Annotated in this window: 13 protein-coding genes and 1 tRNA gene; 4 read left to right on the forward strand and 10 right to left on the reverse strand. The window is 65.8% G+C overall.

Features of this window, described 5'->3' with window-relative positions:
• Positions 1–122 precede the first annotated feature (122 nt).
• The 6 genes from LGT36_RS09000 to LGT36_RS09025 form a co-directional block, all read right to left on the reverse strand.
• Positions 123–3,236 carry a type I restriction endonuclease subunit R gene (locus tag LGT36_RS09000; RefSeq protein WP_226097624.1) on the reverse strand — a complete coding sequence of 1,038 codons (3,114 nt, stop codon included), beginning with the start codon at positions 3,234–3,236 and terminating at the stop codon, positions 123–125.
• Between the two features lie 273 nt (positions 3,237–3,509).
• Entirely contained in the window at positions 3,510–4,406 is an 897-nt protein-coding gene (locus tag LGT36_RS09005) for a GIY-YIG nuclease family protein (protein ID WP_226097623.1), read from the reverse strand.
• A complete protein-coding gene (locus tag LGT36_RS09010) occupies positions 4,403–5,563 on the reverse strand; it encodes a restriction endonuclease subunit S (protein WP_226097622.1) in 1,161 nt (386 codons plus the stop codon). The genes LGT36_RS09005 and LGT36_RS09010 overlap by 4 nt, the downstream gene beginning before the upstream one ends.
• Positions 5,560–7,125: a type I restriction-modification system subunit M gene (locus tag LGT36_RS09015; RefSeq protein ID WP_226097621.1), complete on the reverse strand. Its 1,566-nt coding sequence runs from the start codon at positions 7,123–7,125 to the stop codon at positions 5,560–5,562. The genes LGT36_RS09010 and LGT36_RS09015 overlap by 4 nt, the downstream gene beginning before the upstream one ends.
• Positions 7,126–7,318: 193 nt before the next feature.
• Positions 7,319–7,394, reverse strand: a tRNA-Ala gene (locus LGT36_RS09020).
• A 109-nt stretch (positions 7,395–7,503) separates the two neighbouring features.
• Positions 7,504–8,460 (reverse strand): FKBP-type peptidyl-prolyl cis-trans isomerase, encoded by a 957-nt coding sequence (locus LGT36_RS09025; RefSeq protein ID WP_226097620.1) that lies wholly within the window; start codon positions 8,458–8,460, stop codon positions 7,504–7,506.
• Positions 8,461–8,714: 254 nt separating this feature from the next.
• Here LGT36_RS09025 and LGT36_RS09030 point away from each other — a divergent pair, with 254 nt between their 5' ends.
• Positions 8,715–10,922, forward strand: a complete 2,208-nt coding sequence (locus tag LGT36_RS09030) for a glycoside hydrolase domain-containing protein (RefSeq protein WP_226097619.1) — start codon at positions 8,715–8,717, stop codon at positions 10,920–10,922.
• A 9-nt stretch (positions 10,923–10,931) separates the two neighbouring features.
• Complete coding sequence (locus LGT36_RS09035) at positions 10,932–12,281, forward strand: glycosyltransferase (protein WP_226097618.1); 1,350 nt, start codon at positions 10,932–10,934, stop codon at positions 12,279–12,281.
• On the opposite strand, the gene LGT36_RS09040 is transcribed toward LGT36_RS09035, so the two are convergent.
• Genes LGT36_RS09040 through glp form a run of 3 tightly spaced genes read right to left on the reverse strand, consistent with a single transcriptional unit; the run spans position 12,278 to position 15,163 of the window.
• The gene (locus tag LGT36_RS09040) at positions 12,278–13,297 is read right to left on the reverse strand and encodes a hypothetical protein (RefSeq protein WP_226097617.1); all 1,020 of its coding nucleotides are present in this window, start codon (positions 13,295–13,297) and stop codon (positions 12,278–12,280) included. The genes LGT36_RS09035 and LGT36_RS09040 overlap by 4 nt on opposite strands.
• Before the next feature lie 58 nt (positions 13,298–13,355).
• Positions 13,356–13,946, reverse strand: coding sequence for a GNAT family N-acetyltransferase (locus LGT36_RS09045; protein WP_226097616.1), 591 nt, complete (start codon positions 13,944–13,946; stop codon positions 13,356–13,358).
• Complete coding sequence (gene glp / locus LGT36_RS09050) at positions 13,943–15,163, reverse strand: gephyrin-like molybdotransferase Glp (protein WP_226097615.1); 1,221 nt, start codon at positions 15,161–15,163, stop codon at positions 13,943–13,945. The genes LGT36_RS09045 and glp overlap by 4 nt, the downstream gene beginning before the upstream one ends.
• Before the next feature lie 101 nt (positions 15,164–15,264).
• Here glp and LGT36_RS09055 point away from each other — a divergent pair, with 101 nt between their 5' ends.
• Positions 15,265–15,894: a 5-formyltetrahydrofolate cyclo-ligase gene (locus LGT36_RS09055; protein ID WP_226097614.1), complete on the forward strand. Its 630-nt coding sequence runs from the start codon at positions 15,265–15,267 to the stop codon at positions 15,892–15,894.
• Between the two features lie 9 nt (positions 15,895–15,903).
• Positions 15,904–16,182 carry an FmdB family zinc ribbon protein gene (locus tag LGT36_RS09060; protein ID WP_226097613.1) on the forward strand — a complete coding sequence of 93 codons (279 nt, stop codon included), beginning with the start codon at positions 15,904–15,906 and terminating at the stop codon, positions 16,180–16,182.
• Here LGT36_RS09060 and LGT36_RS09065 read toward each other — a convergent pair.
• On the reverse strand, positions 16,154–20,290 hold the full coding sequence (locus LGT36_RS09065; RefSeq protein WP_226097612.1) for a hypothetical protein: 4,137 nt from the start codon (positions 20,288–20,290) through the stop codon (positions 16,154–16,156). The genes LGT36_RS09060 and LGT36_RS09065 overlap by 29 nt on opposite strands.
• Positions 20,291–20,386: the final 96 nt, after the last annotated feature.

Genomic DNA, 20,386 nt, shown 5'->3' on the forward strand with positions numbered 1-20,386 from the left:
CGGCCCTCGCGGGCCTCTTTCACGATGCGAGCGGCGCGCTCGGGGGCCGCCTCCTGCATGGGCTGGGACATGGGGGCATCGTCACATGGGCCTGTGACACGGAAACCGGGAGACGACGCGTCTCAGTCGTCTGGCGACCCGCCTCCAAGGCCCAGGAACCGTTCGAAGTACGCCCCGAGCTTCTCGATGACGCGCTGCTTCTTCTCGCCGTGGCCACCGTCAGCGCTGAAGCGTGAGGCGGGAGGGAGCACCTTGGTGATCGCGGTGCCGCCGGTCCGGAGCGCACCTTCGCGGAAGGCCGCATCGATGAACTCGCGGGCGCGGTCCGGGCGGAGATTCTCCTCGGCGATGATCGCGTCCAACTCGGCCTCGCGGCGGGCTGCGATGAAGGCCTGCCATTCGTCGTCAACGGAGCCGTCGACGGTGACGCGTTCCACGAAGTCCTCGATGAGGTCGCGCTTGTTGCGCAGCGACGGGCTCGCATCGACGGCGCGGGAGATCTCCGCACGCAGTTCCTTGTTATCGCCGTCGCCGTGGCTGGCGCGGTGCTTGTCCACCAGCATGAGGATGTAGTCGACGTTGATCTCGACCTGCTTGATCAGTTCGATCTCGAACACCACGTCGTCGTTGATCGCTTCCTTGTCCGCATCGGTGTCCTTGCGGAACTCGGCATACAGATCGAGATAGACGCTGCGGTAGTCCTGGCTCTGGCGGGGCTCCAGGATCTCGTTGCCCGCGAAGTCGTCGAACGAGGTGAGGATGTTGGTCAGGCGCAGGATCGCTCCGAACAGGGCGATGAAGTCCTTCTGGGCGGTCTCGCCCACAATCTGCTGGCCAAGCGGGAAGCGGTCGAGCAGTTCTGCGACCTTGGTGGCGTAGTCGGCGTAGTACTCGGCGTAGGGCTTGAGGAGCACGATGCCACGGGCATCCTTGTTGCCGAACAGTTCGAGGGCCTTGTTGGTCTCGTCTTCGAGGTCGCGGAAGGCCACGATGTTGCCGTAGGTCTTGACGGAGTTGAGGATGCGGTTGGTGCGCGAGTATGCCTGGATCAGTCCGTGGGCGCGCAGGTTCTTGTCCACCCACAGGGTGTTGAGCGTGGTGGCGTCGAAGCCCGTGAGGAACATGTTGACCACGATCACCATGTCCAGCTCGCGGTTCTTCAGCCGCTGTGAGAGGTCCTTGTAGTAGTTGCCGAACTTGTCTGCCGTGGTGTCGTAGCTGGTGCCGAACATCTGGTTGTAGTCCGCGATCGCGATCTCGAGTTGCGTGCGCGCGTCACCGGTGAGGCCGTCCGTGTCGAATGCCTCGTCGTCCAGCGTCGTGTCGTCGGGCGCTTCGTTGGCTGCGTAGGAGTAGATCATGCCGATCTTCAGCCGCTGCGCCTCCGGCAGGTCCTTTTGCGCCGTGGCGAACGCAAAGTAATAGCGGGTGGCCGCCTCGATCGACGCGGTGGCAAAGATCGCGTTGAAGCCGCGCACCCTCTTGCTCGCGCGGACCGCGTCGGCCTGACGCCGGGCGCGGGAAGACTCGGCGACGTTGGTGACCACCGAATGCTCGTAGCTGGAGGCGCGTCTGGTCTTCTGGTCGAAGTGCTCCAGCGTGTATTGGACGATCTCGCCGATGCGCCTGGGGTCCAGCAGCGCCTTCTCCGTGTCGATCGCGGAGACCTGGGCGTCGGCGACGTTTCCCACCTTGATGGTGTTGACGTAGTCGATGCGGAAGGGCAGCACGTTCTTGTCGGTGATCGCGTCCACGATCGTGTACGTGTGGAGCTTGTCGCCGAACGCCTGCTCGGTGGTCTTCAGTTGCGGGTTGCCGCCCGTGCCTGCGTTGACGGCGAAGATGGGGGTGCCGGTGAAGCCGAACAAGTTGTAGCGCTTGAACGCCTTGGTGATGGCCGCGTGCATGTCGCCAAACTGGCTGCGGTGGCACTCGTCGAAGATCAGGACGACGTGACGCGAGTAGATCTGGTGGCCCTTGTTGGCGGCAACAAAGTTGGCGAGCTTCTGGATGGTGGTGATGATGATCCGCGCACCAGGGTCCTCGAGCTGCTTCTTGAGCACCGCGGTGGAGGTGTTCGAGTTGGCGGAGCCCTTCTCGAACCGGTCGTACTCCCGCATGGTCTGGTAGTCCAGGTCCTTGCGGTCCACCACGAACAACACCTTGTCCACGCTGGCAAGCTTCGAGGCGAGCTGGGCGGTCTTGAAGGACGTCAGCGTCTTGCCCGAGCCGGTGGTGTGCCACACGTACCCGCCAGCGGCGGTGGTGCCCAGGGGCTTGTGGTTGCCCGGCGTGATCGACACATCAATGCGCTGCAGAATCCGCTCGGTCGCGACGATCTGGTACGGCCGCATCACCAACAGCAACCTGTCGGCGGTCAGCACGCAATAGCGCGTCAGGATGTTCAGCAGCGTGTGCTTGGCAAAGAACGTCTTCGCAAAGGACGTCAGGTCCGTGATGGGCTTGTTCTGCGCGTCCGCCCACCACGAGGTGAACTCGAACGAGTTCGACGTCTTGCGGCCTTTGCCAGGCTTCTGCGCGTCCTTCAGATGCGCGTAGCGAGTCGTGTTCGAGTAGTACTTGGTCAGCGTGCCGTTGGAGATCACAAAGAGTTGCACGTACTCGAACAGGCCAGAGCCAGCCCAGAAACTGTCGCGCTGGTAGCGGTCGATCTGGTTGAACGCCTCACGAATGTCCACGCCGCGGCGCTTAAGCTCGATGTGCACCATGGGCAGGCCATTGACCAGCACCGTCACGTCGTAGCGGTTCGCATAGGTGGCGCCTGCGCTGTGCGTATCCGACGGATCGGCACGGTCGATCTCGTACTGGTTGATCACCTGCAGACGGTTGTTGTGGACGTTTCTCTTGTCCAGCAGGGTGATGTTCTTGGTCGAGCCATCGTCACGCTTGAGGATCTGGACGTGGTCCTCCTGAACGCGGACCGTCTTCTCCACGATGCCGTCGTTCTTGCCCGCTATGCACGTGGCGAAGAACCGGTCCCACTCCGCGTCCGTGAAGACCACGCTGTTCAACGCCTCGAGTTGGGTGCGGAGGTTGGCGACCAGCTGCTCCTCGGACGTGATCGGCAGGTACTCGTATGCCTGGGTCTGGAGCAGCCGGATCAGCTCTTGCTCCAGCGCGGATTCTGACTGGTACGCGGCTTGCGACGCGACATCAGGAACGTACTCCGCGACGACCGTGCTCTCCGCCGAGACGGCGATTGGGTCGTAGCGCACTGATCGGTGCGTGCGCGCTCCGGCCGGGTGCTCACTGTTCACGAGTCAGGTCCCTTCACGTGGTCCACATCACGTCCATCGGCGCGGCGGTGATGCGATCGCCGAAGCACTGGCTGGTCTCGTGAGGGGCGGTCATCGGATCCCCAAAGAGGGGCCGTTTGGTGGATTCGCATCGGTAACGCGGTGGATTCGCACACGGCTGCTGGCGGACTCGCACACACGTCCAACTCTCCCAAGGGCGGCCGTCGTGCGAGTCGTGCTCATCTCGGACAGTCAAGCGAGACCCCGCTCTTCCCACGCGCCGTAGGTGCCGCCCTCCCATTGCCACTCGACGCGGCCGTTGCACGATCGACCCATCGCCACTGCTCCCGCCGTGGAGGGGGACGTGAATGCCAGGTCACGGGTGAGGCGGCCGATGCGGCCCTCGACGGCGATGGAGCCATCGGCCACGAGTTTGTTGTGTTGCGCTCGGTAGGAGTCATAGGCGCGGCGCGTGCTCGCCGCGTTGCCGGTTGCGGTCCACGCTCCGACGACGAGGGAGCCAGCGAGCATGGTGAACTCCTCGCCGTTCACTTGAGCCTGGGCGTCCACGCCAGCCTTGGCGTTGCGCAGGTGAAAGATCGGAGAAGGCGGCGCCGCCACAGCGGGTGCGATGGTTGTCTGCGCCCGCTCACGGATGGCGTTGACGCCGAGTACGGGCAGGATGATGTGGAGATGGGCAAGGAACGCCTCGACGTCGGATACCTGCGCCTCAGAGAGCTTGCGCAGTTGCGGGCTCTGGTCGTTGACAACGTCAACCCGCTGCGCCCGCTTGGCCAGGTCGACGAGTCTTGACTCGAGGTACCCCCAGTGGCCCTCGTTGAACGACTCGTCCTTCGAGGTGATGATGACGACGCGGTCCCAGAAGTCCTTGTTGGCTCGATGGTCGCGGAAGCGCCCCGAGAAACTCTCCGTGCGACCGATGTAGCAGCGGGTGCCTCCCAAAGCCTCGGCGTCGTCGCCGAGCAAGAAGTAGGCGCCGTTGCGTTGGGCTTCGCTACGCGCCAGCACATCGGCGATGTCAGAGCGCGGCCCGGAAAGTACGTGGCCGGTCCACCCGGCGATCTCGGCGGTCGTGATGCCGCCAGGAACCCCGTCGACCAAGAACAACTCAATGTGCTTGCCGCTCATGAGGTGGCCTCCTCAAAGGTCAGCAACTTGTCGCGGTAGTACTCGTACTGCTTGCGACGAGCAGCGAGCTCCGCGGGCAGGCCGATGCTGATGTCGTTGACTAGCGCGTCAAGCTTGTCGAGCCATGAAGCGATCCGCTCCTGTTCAGGAAGCGGTACTAGTGGGAAACGAATCTGTTCCGCTTCGGACTTGCGAATCGACGGCACTGCACCCGAATCGTTGGCGAGTTGTCTAAGGTCGAACGTTTGCATCCAGTGATAGAGGAACCTCGACGAGACCTTCCGCCCTGGGATCAAGCCCATGACGTTGTTGTCATAGGCCGACGAGACTGATAGGACTCGCTTCTTGTTCGTAGCGACAGCCGCTCCAATCTTGGGAAAGATGATAGTCCCGGCGGGCGCGGGCTTCACGCCGAGCGCGCGTGCAACGTCATGAGAGACGTAGTTGTTTGACACGCCCATAATCGTCTCGTTACCTAGGGAGTTCATGTCACTGACCTTGTAGAACGGAAAGTCACCCTCTGTGGCACCTTGATGCGCGTTCGGGAAGCCCCATCCGCTACGAACCTCGACCAGTGAACCGAGTTCGACGAGTGGCACATCGACATCGAAGGTCGTGTGCAAGTGGCGATAGTGCTCGTACTGGCGCGTGCGAGCCTCCAGCTCCGCCTCCAGCTCCGCCTCCAGCTCCGCCTCCAGCTGAGTGAACTGATCCAAGATTCTCACGATCTCGCGCTGCACTTCAAGCGGTGGCACCGGGACACGCAGTTCGTTTAAGACGCTCTGTGTCTGGCTCGGGACCCCGCCAGCCTGGTTCATCTCTCCAAGCCTCATCGTGAGCAACTTGTAGTAGAGGAACTTCGGCTCGATCTGGGTGCGATCCACCTCTGTGCGGAAGACTGTGTCCACTACCCAGAACGGCCCTTCTACATAGAAGATGTTGCCGAGCGATCCCTTTCGCGGGATCAACACCGACGGGCCGTGGGCCGCAGCCGTGTCGGCGTGGCGCATTACGCCGCCGCTGCCGTAGACAGGCACGTCGCCTTCGCCTAGAGCCTTGTGATCTTGACCGTTCCGAATCTTCACCACGTCGCCGAGGCGCGAGAACCGCACACCGTTCGAACAGTGCTGCGCGATCAGATCGTCGATGCGACTCACTTGGAGTCCTCCAGGTCGGCGACGATGGCATCGATCGACGTGCGCAGCTCGGCCTGGCGGGCGACGATGCGGGCTATCTCGGCGTTGAGTTCAGTGATGTCGACGGTTTCGCGGGTGTCTTCAGCCTCGACGTATGACGAGACGGCGATGTTGTAGCCGTTGGCCGCAATGTCTTCGTTGGTCACGAGCTTCACGGCGTGATCTTCATCAACGCGGTTCTCCAGCGCGCTGAGAATGCTCTGCTGGTTGCCCGGCATCAGCTTGTTCTTGTTGCCCACGCGCGTGAACTGGGCCGAGGCGTCGACGAAGAGGACGGCGTTGTCGGTCTTGGACTTTTTGAGCACGATGATGCAGGTGGCAATGGTGGTGCCGAAGAACAGGTCCGGCGGGAGCTGGATGACGGCGTCGACGTAGTTGTTGTCGATCAGGTACTTGCGGATCTTCGCCTCTGCGCCTCCGCGGTAGAGCACGCCGGGGAATTCGACGATGGCGGCCGTGCCGTTCACCGCGAGCCAACTCAGGATGTGCATCGTGAAGGCAAGGTCGGCCTTGGACTTGGGCGCCAGTACTCCCGCAGGGGCGAAGCGCTCGTCGTTGATCAGCAGCGGGTTCGCGTCCCCATCCCACTTGATCGAGTAGGGAGGGTTGGACACGATCGCCTCGAAAGGCTCGTCGTCCCAATGCTGCGGGTCCGTGAGGGTGTCTCCGTGCGCCAAGCTGAATTTCTCGTAATTCACGTCATGCAGAAACATGTTGATGCGGGCCAGGTTGTAGGTGGTCAGGTTGATCTCCTGACCAAAGAACCCGCCCACATTGTCCTTGCCCAACACCTTGGCGAACTTGAGCAACAGGGAACCCGAACCGCAGGCGGGGTCATAGACCTTGTTGACGCGCGTCTTGCCCGCCACCGCGATCTTGGCCAGCACCTCCGAAACCTCTTGAGGCGTGTAATACTCGCCACCGGACTTGCCGGCCTGCGAGGCGTACATCTGCATCAGGTACTCATAGGCGTCGCCGAACAGGTCGATCGTGTTGTCGTCCCAGTTGCCCAGCGGCAGGTCACCGATGGCGTCCAGCAGCTTTGCCAGCTTCTCGTTTCGCTTGGCCACCGTGTTGCCCAACTTGGAACTGTTGACGTCAAGGTCATCGAACAGGCCCTTGAGGTCACCCTCGCTGTCGGTGCCCAACGCGGAACCCTCGATGTCCTTGAATACGCGCTCGAGCGTCTCGTTCAGGTTGGGATCGCTGGCCGCGTGGCGTCGGACGTTCTGGAACAGGTCGGAGGGCAGGATGTAGAAGCCCTTCTCCGCAACCGTGACCTCCCTGCCAAACTCGGCGTCGGCGTCGGCAAGGCGTGCGTAGTCGAAGCCGGAATCCCCTGTCTCGTGCTCGCCCTTGTTGATGTAGGCGGTCAGATTCTCCGAGACAAAGCGATAGAAGAGCATGCCCAGCACGTACGTCTTGAAATCCCAACCATCGACACTGCCCCGCAAATCGTTAGCAATGCGCCAGATGGTCTTGTGAAGCTCCGCGCGCTGAGCCTCTTTGGTTGTTGGCGCCATGCGTCGTTCCCCTTGCAACGGTGACCACGGCCCACTGGGGTCGCGGCGATGAGGCCAACGCTAGCGATAGGCACCGACGCGGCGGGCGTGCCTGGCCGGGCTGGCGGCGGATTGGGCCGGGATCCGACGAGGTGCATCGTGCCGCACCGCCCACGAAAACCACAAAAGGCCGCCCTCTCGGACGGCCTTTCCATGGTGGAGCTGAGGGGAATCGAACCCCTGACCTTCTCATTGCGAACGAGACGCGCTACCAACTGCGCCACAGCCCCATCGCCCCTCGCGGAGCGACCAAAAGAGTATCACTTCACGGCCCTCCCGCGGGAATGGCCCAGGGATGCCCGGCGTCGGCAACGCGCGGCCGCCGACGCCGAACGAGTCCTAACTAGCGGCCAAGATGTCTACGACGAACACCAGGGTCGAGTTGGGCGGAATCGCTTCTCCCGAGCCCGACTCGCCGTAGCCCAGCTCCGGCGGGATCACCAACAGCACCTGGCTGCCGACGGTCTTGCCAACGAGTCCCTGGACCCAGCCCTCAATGAGGCTGCCGGACGTCAGGGGGAAGGTTGCAGGCGCGCCGCGCTCCCATGAAGAGTCGAACACCTCGCCGTCGTACACCCAACCGGTGTAGTGGACGGTCACTGACTGGCCCTCCTCAACGACGGGCCCTTCGCCAGTGATCAGGTCCTGAGCGACAAGCTCCTCCGGCATGGTGGCGCCGTTGGGGTACTCGAGCGACGGCGCGCCGTCCTCCGCGAGCACAACAACGGGCAGACCCTCAACAGGCGGGACAGCGGCACCCTCGGCACGGTCAAGCACGTTGCTGACGCCGGTCACGGTGACCACCATGATGCTGCCGCCGGTGCCATCTCCTGGAACGGCGTACAGAAAGTCGACTCCCACGTGGGCACCGTCAAGCACCTCGGCGATGACGGGGTCGATCTGGCCGTCGATGTACTGAACCTGCTCAGGCATGCCCGTCTCGTACGTCGAGTACTGGACCTCGCCGTCAATGCCGGACACGATGATGTAGTCGAGAGCCAGCATCTGGCCCTCGGAAATCTCTTCGCCGTCGCCGTCAGTCACGAGGCGCGCACCGGTCGCGGTGAACTCGACGGGCGTGTCCGCCTCGAGTTCTGGGGCTTCGCCGTCGCCGTTGTCGATCCACTCCATGTCTGCGAGTGCCTCTGCGGGGTCAACGGCGGTGACGGCGCCCGGCTGAGCGGTCGCATCGGGCGACGCACCTGGCGTGACGTCTTCCTCTTGGTTCGGCGCGCAGGCCGCGAGCGATAGGACTACCGCGGCGAGGGCGGCGGAAAGGGTAAGGCGGTGCTTCACGTGCTGTTCTCCCAGCGGTTCGGTGACGCCCCAGTGTCCCATGCGGGCGTGAAAGGTTCGCGCGCTCAGAACTGCGACGTGTGTACTTCTGAACCAACGTCGGACGCGTCGAAGCGTTCCCGTTCTGCGGAAATTCAGCGAATTGTTGCGTGGGTTTCACCCGCTGGAAACACGGACTCAACACGGGTCTCCTACCGTGACGGTGACGCCAAGAGAGCCGGGTGGCGCGCGAGTCCCATCACTGGGGAGGTGCCATGCTCCAGCACGTTGACCCCTTTGTGGGTTCAGAGGTCACCTCGCTGTGCGCGCCAGGGCGCCTAGCGGCGACGTGGTGGTCGCCCAAGCCGCTCATCGGCAACACCCACCCAGGCGCCTGCTTTCCCTTGGGAATGGTCAGCGCTTGCGCGTACTCTGGCGCCTACCCCACGGGCTACGGTCGCTACGACTTGTCCACGGAGGGAGTGCCGCCAGCCCTCAACGACCGCCTGGCGGCCTCTGGCTTCACGCACTTCCAGCAATCGGGCACTGGCGCGATCCGCAAGTACTACAACTACTTTCGCGTCACGCCGATGATCGAACCCCTCGACGACCTTGGCGCCTCCTTTGGTCTTGACGACGAGCACGCCTCGCCTGGGTATTACGCCGCCACTCTCGACAACGGCATTCGCGCGGAAATCACGGTAGGCCCCAAGTCCGCCATCCACCGCTACACCTTCCCTACGCACCCCTCCGCCCGCGTCGTCGTCGACCTATCGCTTGGCGGCCTCGCGATCCCCTACGGCGAGACCATCCCCTTGCGCGCGCACCTTGAGTCAGCGGCGCTGGGCGTGGCCACCGGCGAGATCGTGGTCGAGGGCGTGCCGCTCGCCGTACACATGGAGTGCGACTCAGAGGGCTGGCGCCAGATGCTCTGGTATGACAGGAGGCTCATGCCGGCCGGCGCGCGGCTCGACCTCGATCACATTCGCCACACCACTCTGCGGCCCTTCGGGATCATGTGGGTGGGACCGGCACAAGCTGGCCAGACCGTCGAGATCAGGATGGGCTTCTCCCTGCGCGGCACCGAGCAGGCCAAGGCGAACCTGCGCAAGGACTGCGGCGTTGGCGGGCAGCGCTTCGACAAGCGCCTCAAGCAGACGCGCGGCGCGTGGCAAGACGCCCTCGACGCCGTCCGGGTCACGACGGGCAACGAGGAGCGGCGCAGCATCTTCGCGACCGCGCTGTATCACTCGCTCATCAAGCCATGCTTTGCCAGGGACGAGTCGCCCTTCTGGCCCTCCAATGGCCCCTTCGTGTTCGACATCTCCACGATGTGGGACATCTACAAGACGCAGTTGCCTCTCCTCACGGCGCTCATGCCAGACAGGGCCATCGACCTTGCCAACGCCTTGCTCACCATTTGCGAGCAAGAGGGAAACCTGCCCATCGGCTACCGCATGGCGCGCGGCTCCGACCGCTTCAGCAGGCAGGGCTCCGCGCTCGCGCACACCTTCTTGGCCGACCTGTGCGCTCTCGAGATCCCAGGAGTCGACTGGGACTGGGCACTCGTGACTATGCAGACCGACCTACGCCGCGCCTATGGAGAGGACTACCTCCTCACCGGCAGCGCCCACCCGATCAGCCACACTCTCGACCTCGCCTTCGGATACTGGTGCACGGCGCGAGTGGCCGAGCGGGTCGAGGACGACCGCGTGGTCGCCGAATGCGAAGAGCTCGCCGCCGGTTGGCCAGCGGCTTTTGGGGCCGACGGGCTGCTCATCGACTCAAACTTCTACGAGGGCGTCAAACACAACTACTCGTTCCGGCTCCAGCACGACATGGCCGCCCGCATCTCGCTCGCAGGAGGGGACGACGCCTTTGTGACGATGCTGGACGCGTTCTTTGGCGTGGGCGCGGGTCCCGTCACGCAACCGGGCCTGCGGCCCTCGAAGATCGAGATGAACACCGGCTATGCGCTCGGCAGGTTTGAGGGCCTCAACAACGAGCCGGACATGGAGGCCCCGTGGGCCTACCACTACGCGGGAAGGCCAGACCGCACCGCCGAGGTGGTCCACGACATCGTCAACTTTGCCTTCGGCACCGGGCGTGGCGGCCTTCCAGGCAACGACGATTCAGGGGGCTTGAGCTCCTGGTACGTCTGGGCGTCGCTCGGGCTCTTTCCCGTCGCCGGCCAGAACCTGTTCCTGCTTCACCCACCGTCCTTCGCGTCGGCGTCGCTACGCATGAGCCGAGGGACACTCACCATCAGCACGGCAGGCTTCGCCGAGCCGACGCCAGGCGGCCCCGTCCTCTACGTCCAGTCGGCCACCTTCAACGGCCAGGCAGTTGAAGCCTTCATCGACGGCGGCCACGTGCACGCTGGCGGTGAACTTCACTATGTGCTCGGCCCCACACCCTCGGCGTGGGGCACCGAGACTCGTCCCCCCTCTCACCCCCACCCCGCTCTGCCCACCCACCCCTAGGAGGCAGCCATGAACAACCCCACCCACCGTCGTCTGGTCATCGTGGTGCGCGCCGATCCGGTGATTTGCGGCCACAGCGGCGAGGCTCGCAACCTTGCCGAGGTTGCCCTCACGCGCGGCTTTGACGACGTCAGCATCGTGACGTGGCCCCTCGAGAGGCTCGAACAAGCGGGCCTGCCGCTCAAGCCAATGGACACCGTGTTGCCGTACTCCCCCGGCATCACGGTGGAACGTCCAGGGCCCGTTGGCGGCTACAAGATTCCCGACGGCAGGTACCAAGCCGGCATGGTGGGACGGCTCGTGGAGCTCTTCACCGACGGCGTGCCCACCGTGTGCCTGTCGCTGTACTTGCACCCTCACACCACCGCGGTCGACCAAGCGCTCCGGATCGCGAGAGCCACCGGCAAGCCAGTGCGCGTCACGACCATCGCCGAGGCCGTCGGCTCGGACGTCACTGAGGCGGTGCGATCCGCAGTCGAACACGGCGAGATGGGCGCTGCCGCGGCGCTCCTCGCGACCTACCTGGGCCAAGACCACTGCGTCGCGGTGTCCCACTACACGAAGCGCGTCATCGTGGAGTCAGCTCAGCAGGTTGACCTCTTGTTCGGCACCTCCTTCGCCGAGCAATGCGAGAGCCGCATCGGCATCTCCTACCCCGCCATCGATACGTCGGCCTACCTCAATCTCGACCCCTCGACCACCGCCAAGGTCTTGAGCGAAAGGGGGCTCGATCACGGCCGCTACGTGTTGTACCTGTCGCGACTCCAAAAGGCCAAGGGCGTCGAGGACCTCATCAAGGGCTTCGCAGCCTCGGAGGCCTGCAGCGACAGGACGCTTGTGGTCGCCGGGCGCGGGCCCGACCTTGACCACTTCAAGGACGTCGCCCACGCCAGCACCGCGAGCGGGCGCATCAGGTTTCTCGAGGACGTGGGGGACGAAGAGAAGCCGCACCTCATGGCGGCGTGCGCGGCCTACGTGCTTCCCTCTCGGCCAAGCCCCGAGTTCACCGAGACCTTCGGGATCGCGCTCGTGGAGAAGATGCTGGCCGGCGGGGGCCCCGTCATCACGTGCGACACCGGCGGCATCCTTGAAGCCGTCGGCGACACCGCCATGGTGGTGCCCGTCAACGACCCTGGTGCCATCGGCGTGGCCCTCAACGTCGCTGTCGGCGGTCTCGACTTCACCGATCGCGAGTGGTGGCAAACCCGCGCGCGTGAGCACGCGATGCAGTTCGACAGGGAGAACGTCTTCGACAGGCTCTTCGCGCGCGTCACGATCAACACTGCGGAGACGCCACTCGTGGCGAACGCATCGAGGGTGAGGATCGCCGCCGCGCCTGACGGCTTTCGTGCGGCCTAGGCGCTTGCTTGACGACGCTTGGCGAGGATCGCGTCGAGCGCACCGGTGACCGGGACATCGCGAGCGGTCTGCTCGGCCCTCGTCTCGGCCTGAGACGCCTTGTGTGAGGCGTGGGACGAGGCCGCGTAGTCATCTTCCGACAGTTGCCGTGCGGCCTGCTGCCGTACCGAGGCTTTGAGCGCGTAGGCGGGTACCGGCATCGTCTTGGGTCGCCACGCGGCGTTGCGCGATTCCGTGGCTTCCCCGCGTGCCGAAGCATCTGCCGGGACGGAAGCCTGCTGTGCCGCGACCGCACGACGAGGCGTGGAGATCGCAGGCGCCTTCAGTGGAGCCAGGTCGGTCGCCGTGATGATCCTGATCGCCTGAGTCGCCACCTCGCTCGGCTGCACGTCCTGGCCGTTCGCACGGGCGGCGGCGACCACTCGCAGCGCGCGGGTGGCCGTGGCCGCAGCGCGCACCTCGCGGTCAACGGCGCGGATTTGCGCCAGCGCCTTGCGTTCGGCGGCGCCTGCGCGGGCAGATGTGCCGATCGTCGTCACCATCACGCCTGTTGCCACTCCGGCGATCAGGGCGGGCATGGCAGTCGTGACAGCGACTACCCATGCTGCCAGCGTGACGAGCGTCGCGAGCGCCGAGAAGAAGGCCCGGCGCCGTGCACGCGCGGCGCGCTGAGCGATCGACCCGAGCCGGTCGCGGCGCATCGCGTTGCTTTCGCGCTGGGCGTGGGTTGCAGCGCGATCAAGGGGGCCGTGGGGCCGAGACATGTGCGACTCGCTCACGGAGGCGACTCGCACTCGCGCCGCGCCTGTCACCAGCAGGGGCACCTCTGACGAAGCGCTCGCCGCGTCGATGGGTGCCACGCGCGCCGCGGTTGCCCGTACCACGCGCATGTCAGCGCTGTAACGGTCCTCTGTGCGCACCAGCGCGTAGTCGCTCCGCTCGCGGATGCGTTGGGGCAGGACATAGGCAAGCACCAGTCCTACGGCGATGATTGCGAGAAGTCCTGCGGGAGGCATGAGACGACGGTACGGCGGCGTCGGGCACGTCTCAGGGACCTGGCACGGCGTGTCAGTCTCAGGGATTCTCGACGGCGCCCGTCCACCAGGTTCCGGTGCGCTTTTCATTCGCCGTCACGGCGAAGATTCGGTGGTCGCGCCACGCGCCATCGATGAAGAGGTACGAGGATCGCATGCCTTCTTCACGCAACTCGAGTTTGTGAGCCACGGCGAGCGAGGCCTCGTTCTCTGGCCTGATCGCGATCTCGATGCGGTGCAGACCTTCAGCGAAGGCAAACTCACTGAGCAAGACGACGGCTGCCGGTGCAATGCCCTGACCGGCCACGCGCTGAGAGACCCAGTAGCCGAGGGTCCCCCCACGCTCCGGGCCCCACTCGATGCGGCCTAGGGAGGCCCTTCCCACCAATGCGCCGTCGCGCTCGATCACGAAAGGGAAGCTGCGGCGTGCACGCCACGAGGCACGCTCGCGGCGCACGTACGCACGAAAGGACAGGGGCGCGTCGTGCGCGCCTGGCGGGGAGGACGCCTCCCAGGGACGCAACCACTCTCGATTTCGCTCCCGCAGCCCGATCCACTCTTGCTCGTCGCGTGGGCGAAGGAGCCGCAGTTTAACGCCGTCGCGCTCGAGGCGCGGCTCACCGAACCTCATCGGCGCCACCAGAGAATCGGCAGGGAGTCGCCCTCGTTGACCTCAACGATTTCCTCGGCGACCAATGCAACGCCGTCGGCCGCGGCAATGTCTCGCAACAGCGGGCTCGCGGGATCGCCAACGGGGACCACCGCATGCGTCGACCCATGAGCGCGCTGAACGGGCACCACTTGAGCGAAACCAAACGGCGCCCTCCAGCCCTTCTCGACCGTCACGGTATGACGCTCGACCTCCAGGCCTCGCATGCGCGTGATCGCATCGATGCCGTAGCCAGCGAACGCCGCGGCAACGTCGACGGGGTTGCCCGGCAGAGCGAGTAAGGGCACCGCGTGCGCATCGCCGTCGCCCACCGTGCCGACTCCCTGGCGGTCGCCTGGCATCAGCCGCACCTGGTGGAGTTCGCCGCCGTACGCATGCCTCAGGAGCGGGCCCACGACATCGTGCCAGTCGTCGGAGACTCCGCCGAGCGTCACGACGAGGTCTGCCTGGAGCGCGGCGTCGGCCACCGCCGTGCGGAGCATCGGTGCGTCATCTGGCACGGCCAGTGTTCTCACCACGCGTGCCCCAGCTGACGTCAGCAGAGCGGCCAGCAGAGGGCCAGAGGCATCGATGGTTGGCTGAGCAGGCGCCAAGGAAGGGTGCTTGCTGCCGGCGTTGCCGCGCAACTCGCTGCCCACCGCAATCACCGCCACGCGGGGCGAGGGGAACACCCTCGCGGTCGCATAGCCGCAAGCCGCGAGGGAGGCGACGTGGCCGGCTCCCAGCACGGTGTCGGCCGCCACGACCACATCGCCAGCCTTCCAGTGGCCGCCAGCGTCCACGACTCCTTCGCCAACCTCGGCTTCCACGTCAAGGAAGAGCGCGGTATCCGCTTCCGTGGGGCGCGCCACCACGGCGTCGGCTCCGTAGGGAAGCGCTCCACCCCTCGCGATTCTCGCGACGGTGCCAGGCATCAGCCGCGTGGGGCCGTGGCCAGGCAACACATCGTGAGTCACGGGGAGCGAGACGGGTCGCATCCTGGCTCCCCGCAGGTCCCCCGACCTCACGGCAAAACCGTCCCAGGCGGCGATGGGAAGCGCTGGCACGTCAGTCCGCGCCACCATGTCCTGGGCGAGAACGCAACCCATGGCGTCGGCAAGCACCAAGTCGAGCGGTGCCAAGGGAGAAAGCCGCGCAAGGACATCCGACCGATGCTCTTCGAGGCTGCGCGACGTCACCCAGGCATTGTCCTGTGCCGCGCTCGCGCCGTGCAACAACTGCGCCAGCGCGGCGCTCGGGTTGTCACGCGGATGTCGCCAGGGTTTGACACAATGGGCCCATGACCCCCTTGTCCCACATCGATACGCGCACCATGCCTCCAGCCGAGGCGAAGTCCGCTTGGAGGAGCGCAGTGCGACAGGGGCGGTTGCAACGCGGCGAGCGCCGGATGGTTGAACACGCCGAATCATTCCGCGATCACGTGCTCGCGTTGCCAGAGATCGAGGGCATCACGTGTGTGTCGATTTACGCATCTCGCAACCATGAGCCGGGAACGCTCCCGCTCATCACTGCTTTGCATGAGCGCGGAGTGGAAGTGTTGATGCCGCGGCTTGGAGACGGCCTGGTGCGAGGCTGGGGCGTGTTCTCCAGCGCCGACGACATTGCGGAGCGCGCGCCTGGTCGCCCGCCAGAGCCGTCAGGCGAGTTCCTCCCGGCAACACGGCTCGCCGACGCCCAACTCATCGTGGTACCAGCCCTGGGAGTCGACAGCCTCGGCACCCGGCTCGGCCAAGGAGCAGGGTGGTATGACCGCGCACTCGCCGACGCGACGCCTGGCGTGCCGATCGTCGCGCTCGTCTTCGACGACGAGTTTTACGACGCCGAGGTGCGCGCCCTTCCGCGCGAGCGCCACGACGTGCCAGTGACCATCGTGGTCACGCCGTCAACCGTTGCCCGAATCCCCGCGTAAAATCTCCCCATGCCCACCTACTCGTACGCTTGCAGCGCGTGCGGACACCGATTCGATGAGGTCCAATCGATTCATGACGACGCGCTGACCACTTGTCCCGCGTGTGACGGCCAGATCCGTCGCGTCATCTCGGCCGTCGGAGTCACCTTCAAGGGTTCAGGCTTCTATCGGACCGACTCGCGTGCGAGCGCGAAACACAGCTCTTCCTCTTCTGCGAAGCCCAAGAGCGAGTCGAAGCCCGCGCCTGCGCCCAAGCCAGCTACCAGTGCGGCGGCCGATCCCGCTTAATCTCGTCGTCGCGGCTGGCGCCGGCATCGCCCCATGCGGCATCCTCGTCTTCCCACGCTCGCGTGGGGATGAGTGGCCGGTCGACACCCACACGCGACGGTTCCACCACCGCCGGCTCTGGGTCGGTGTCTTCTTCGCTCGGGTGGTCCTCGTCGCTACCCGACTCGTCGCCGTCCAGGTCTGAGTCCGGCTCGTCCGCGTCGTCGAGCTCGCCTTCGGCGGTGTCATCGTCGTCAGCTTCATCGGCTGGCTCGTCCGCTTCATCATCGGACTCATCGTCGTCCGCTTCGTCGTCGGACTCATCGTCGTCCGCTTCGTCGTCGGTCGGCTCATCGACGGCTGCTTCGTCGTCCTCCGCCTCATCGGCCGTGTCGAGCGCGTCGCCCCAGAGGGTTGCGTCGTCGAAGAGGGTCGGTTCGGCTGCGTCGATGTCAGGACCGGTGCGATCCGCTACCTGCACCGCTACCTCCGGCGCGGCTTCCACCTCGGCTTCGATCTGGGATTCCGTCCCGACCTCGGCCACCGAGGTTTCCTCCACGTCGCCGCCTGTGAGCGCACGCTTCACTTGGGCGGCCGCGGCCACCGGATCCATGAACACGTCGATCGTCCACAAGGGAACGACCTTCCATCCAAGGGCCTCGAGATGGCGGTACTGCCAACGCAAGCGATCGCGCACGGAGCCCCGCGGGCCCGACGGCGGCTCGTCGGTGACCACTGCGATGCTGTAGCCACGGTCGCGGGTGCCGCCGACCACCATCGGAATCGCCTGGCCACCCACTCCGTAGCGAAGGCGCACCGCCAATCCCTCAGCTTGAAGCAGTCGCGCCACATCGGCCAAGAGCCAGTCGGAGGGACCGGGACCCGAACGCTCCGACGGCACCGGAGGCTTCTTGGTCGCCTCGACCAAGTCTGCAAGTGCGAGGACGCCGTCGACGTGCTCGTGACTGTGCGCAATGTGGGTCAGGTGATAGGGCGCGAGGGCGCTGATCACCGTGACCGTCGATCGCGAAGCGACGAGCGCCTGGGCCAGTGCGCCTGCGCCGTGCTCCGTCGTCAATATGCCCATCTCAGCGGGGCCAACTCCGCGATGGTCGCGCGCAAAGCCAAGGCTCAGCACCACCTCGTCAACACTGAGGCCAGCGGCCTCCCCGCACACGACGACGGGAACCCGATCGGCGACGGCCACGTCGCGCTCTTTGAGAGCGTCGGCCACCCGAGCGGCGTGAAGATCGTTGCCTGCCACGACCGCAACGCTCCGGCGGGGTGACGTCGAGGCGGCACGCACGACCGTCTCTACCGCCGCCGCTACCTCGGCGCGCGTCGATTCGACCGTGGTGCGCCCTGCCACCGGCTGCGCTACGGCGTCGACAATCGTCACCGCCAAACCACCCTGGGTGCCCGGCTCCCCCGGGGCAGGAATGGCGGCAATCGCCTTGTCGTAGCCGAGCCCTGACAACACCGCGGTCACGCGCGTATCCCTCGCTTGGGGCAAAGCCCGCAAGGCGACGTGTGGCAACAGATCGGCGAGGTCGGTGACGGCCGATCGGGTCGCACTGCGCGCGTCGGCGACGACCACCACCTGAGTGGCGCGCGCAATGGCGGGGATGATCTGCGCGGTCGCGAGGGATTCGGCGCCATACACAATGACCAGGTCAACGCACCGCGTCGGGGGTAGCAGGTGCGCCACTTGCTCGGCGCGCGCAATCACCACCGGCCGCAGGGCGGCAACAACGGCTCCGAAGTCGCGCCGTACATCCCTGACGGAGACCTCCGTGCCTTCCATCAGCGTGGCGAAGAGGTCCCGTGCGTCGGCTGGGTGACGTGCGATCGCCTGGCGCCGATGCTCGGCCACCGCCCTCATCAGGGGGCCGACGCGCCGCTCGCCGAACTGCGCGTCAAGTTCAAGGTAGCGCCGTACCGCCGCGCCGAGCGCTCCCGCCTGAATCAGGGTCGGGTCGGCCTCGACAATGCCGTCGAAAGCGGCGGCCCACCAGGAGAACTCGAGGTCGACGCGAATCTGCTCTGGCGAGGCCTGTCGGGCCTCGAGGTCGGCAAGCAAAGCCTCAAAACCCGGCGCTGCCAAGTCCATGGATGCTGGCCGCATGGGCGCCCGATCAATACCGCCGGGCACGCCGTCGGCGAGGTCTTCGAGCGCTGCGACAAGTTCACCCCACTCGGTGTCAGCGGGCTCCTCAATCCCTGACGCGTTCGGCAACACGGGAGCCAATACCGCCCATGCCCTCTCGACGCGTTCCAGCCTGGCCGCGTAGTCGTTGTAGCCGTCGGGAACGACCGGCCATCCGCCTGACGAACAGTGAGCGCGCCACGTCTCCGCCTCCGCTGCTGCGGCCACCAAGCGCGTGTGCAGGGCGCGGCTGTCCCTGCCAGGCCGCAAGAGTTCTCCTGCCCGGCGCACGAGCGCGCGCCTGACCCGGCGCGGCATGTCCGAATCGTCGTCCTCACCACGAGGCGTGGTCGCAGTCACCAAGTCGGATAGCGAGCGGTGATACACGGCGGGAGAGAACGTGTCCAACGTGATCTGCACTGCGCTGAAGAGCTTCACTTGCTCTCGCCATACCGCCAGGTTCTGGGCCTCATCGACTCCCGTGTCGCGAGCGGCCGCTTGAGCATCGGCGCGCAGGCCTGGGACCATGCGCACCAACACCGCGAGCGCCTCGTCAAGCTCCCCACCGTGCTCGTCGGAGGTGGCGATGCGGTACCACCACGGCGCGATCTGGTCGGCGGGTTCGGCATCCGGCTCATCCGGCCACTCAGCCTCGCCGTGCAGTCGTTCCACGATGGCAGCGGCGACGTGACCCAGGCCGTGCTCCGCGACGGCGGAAGCCGCGTCCGAGCCGAGCCGCACGCCGGTACCTGGCTGGGGTTCCTGACCGGTAAGGCGGACGATGGCTTGGACGGTCTCGAACGCGCTCACCCCCCAGGGGCGGTGCGGCCGATGCAGGGCGTCGTAGCGGTTCGCCGCGTCGGCCCTCGCAGCAAGCAGTTGCTCCCCGAGCACTCGCAGCCCCTGCTCGTCGATCTGGGGAGTGTCGAGCGTGAGAGACGCGAGCAAGCGCGAGCGCGACTCGGCGTTCCACGCCGGCACGACGCCCGTGAGCGCCACGTCTCCCGCGCCCGTCGCGGCAAGCGCGGCGTCGACGGCCTCGAGGGCGTCATCGGATCCGCCCACGACCATCGCCGTGCGGCCGGACGCTGCGGCGTCGGCCGCGATGGCTGCGACGACGGCGGTCGCGTCCGAACCTGGTGGAGCGTCGACCGCTACTGAGCGCCCGAGCGCCACCGTGTCGAGCACAAAGAACGATGAGTCGTCGAGGTCGCCCATGCCTCGTTCGGCGAACGGATCGCGCTCCACGGTTGCCCAGCGCGGCAGCGGGTCTGCGAGGGCCGCTCTCGCGTCTTCGTCGCCAGCGATCGCGGCGACCACATCGGAGATGCCGATGACGGGGTCGAGGTCGTCCAGGTCGTCGAGCAACCGCTGTTCGGGATCGTCGAAGGCTCCGATGAGCAGTCGCTCTCGCACCTCGAGCTGCTCGAACAGGTCGCCCTGATCGCGCACCTCCGCCCACAGGGGGCGCGGGTCAAACTCCTTGCCGTCGAGCGTGCGCGGGGCCCTCGATGCGAGGTCGGCCGGGCCGCCCCTGTCCCGCAGAATCGCGGCAAACACAGGGTTGAGGAAGGCGTCGTGCCGCAGCGTGATGACGAGGTCATCTTGGCGCGCGGCGTCAAGTGACAACGGCCTCAAGAGGAGCGGCATCTCGCAGTCTTCCCACGAGACGGTGCCCACCACAAGCGCTGCCGTCCACATCCCCGTGGTGGCGGCAACGGTGAGGGATTCATCGAGGATGAGTCGCCCGCGCAAGGACGCTGCGGCGTACTCCTCCCGATCCTGCACGAGGGTAGACAGCAGGGTCGCGCGGCCAGCGAACAGTTGCGCAAGTCCGGAGGGGTGTGCGTGCTCGAGTTCGATGACCGCAGACTGCGTTGCGGTGAGGTTGCGCAGCGGCGACACCGTTGACCGGGAACTCAAATGCGCCCGCCATTGGCTCAGCGCGTCAGCAACCAGCGCGCGCGAGATGTAGTCCACCACGAACCTACGGTAACGATGTCCCTTGCCCGCGAGGGTCTGCCACGCCGCACCCGCTGATCACACGACAATGCGCGCCGACTTGTACAGCCGACGCGC

The organism is Demequina sp. TMPB413 (assembly GCF_020447105.2).
Taxonomy (GTDB): domain Bacteria; phylum Actinomycetota; class Actinomycetes; order Actinomycetales; family Demequinaceae; genus Demequina.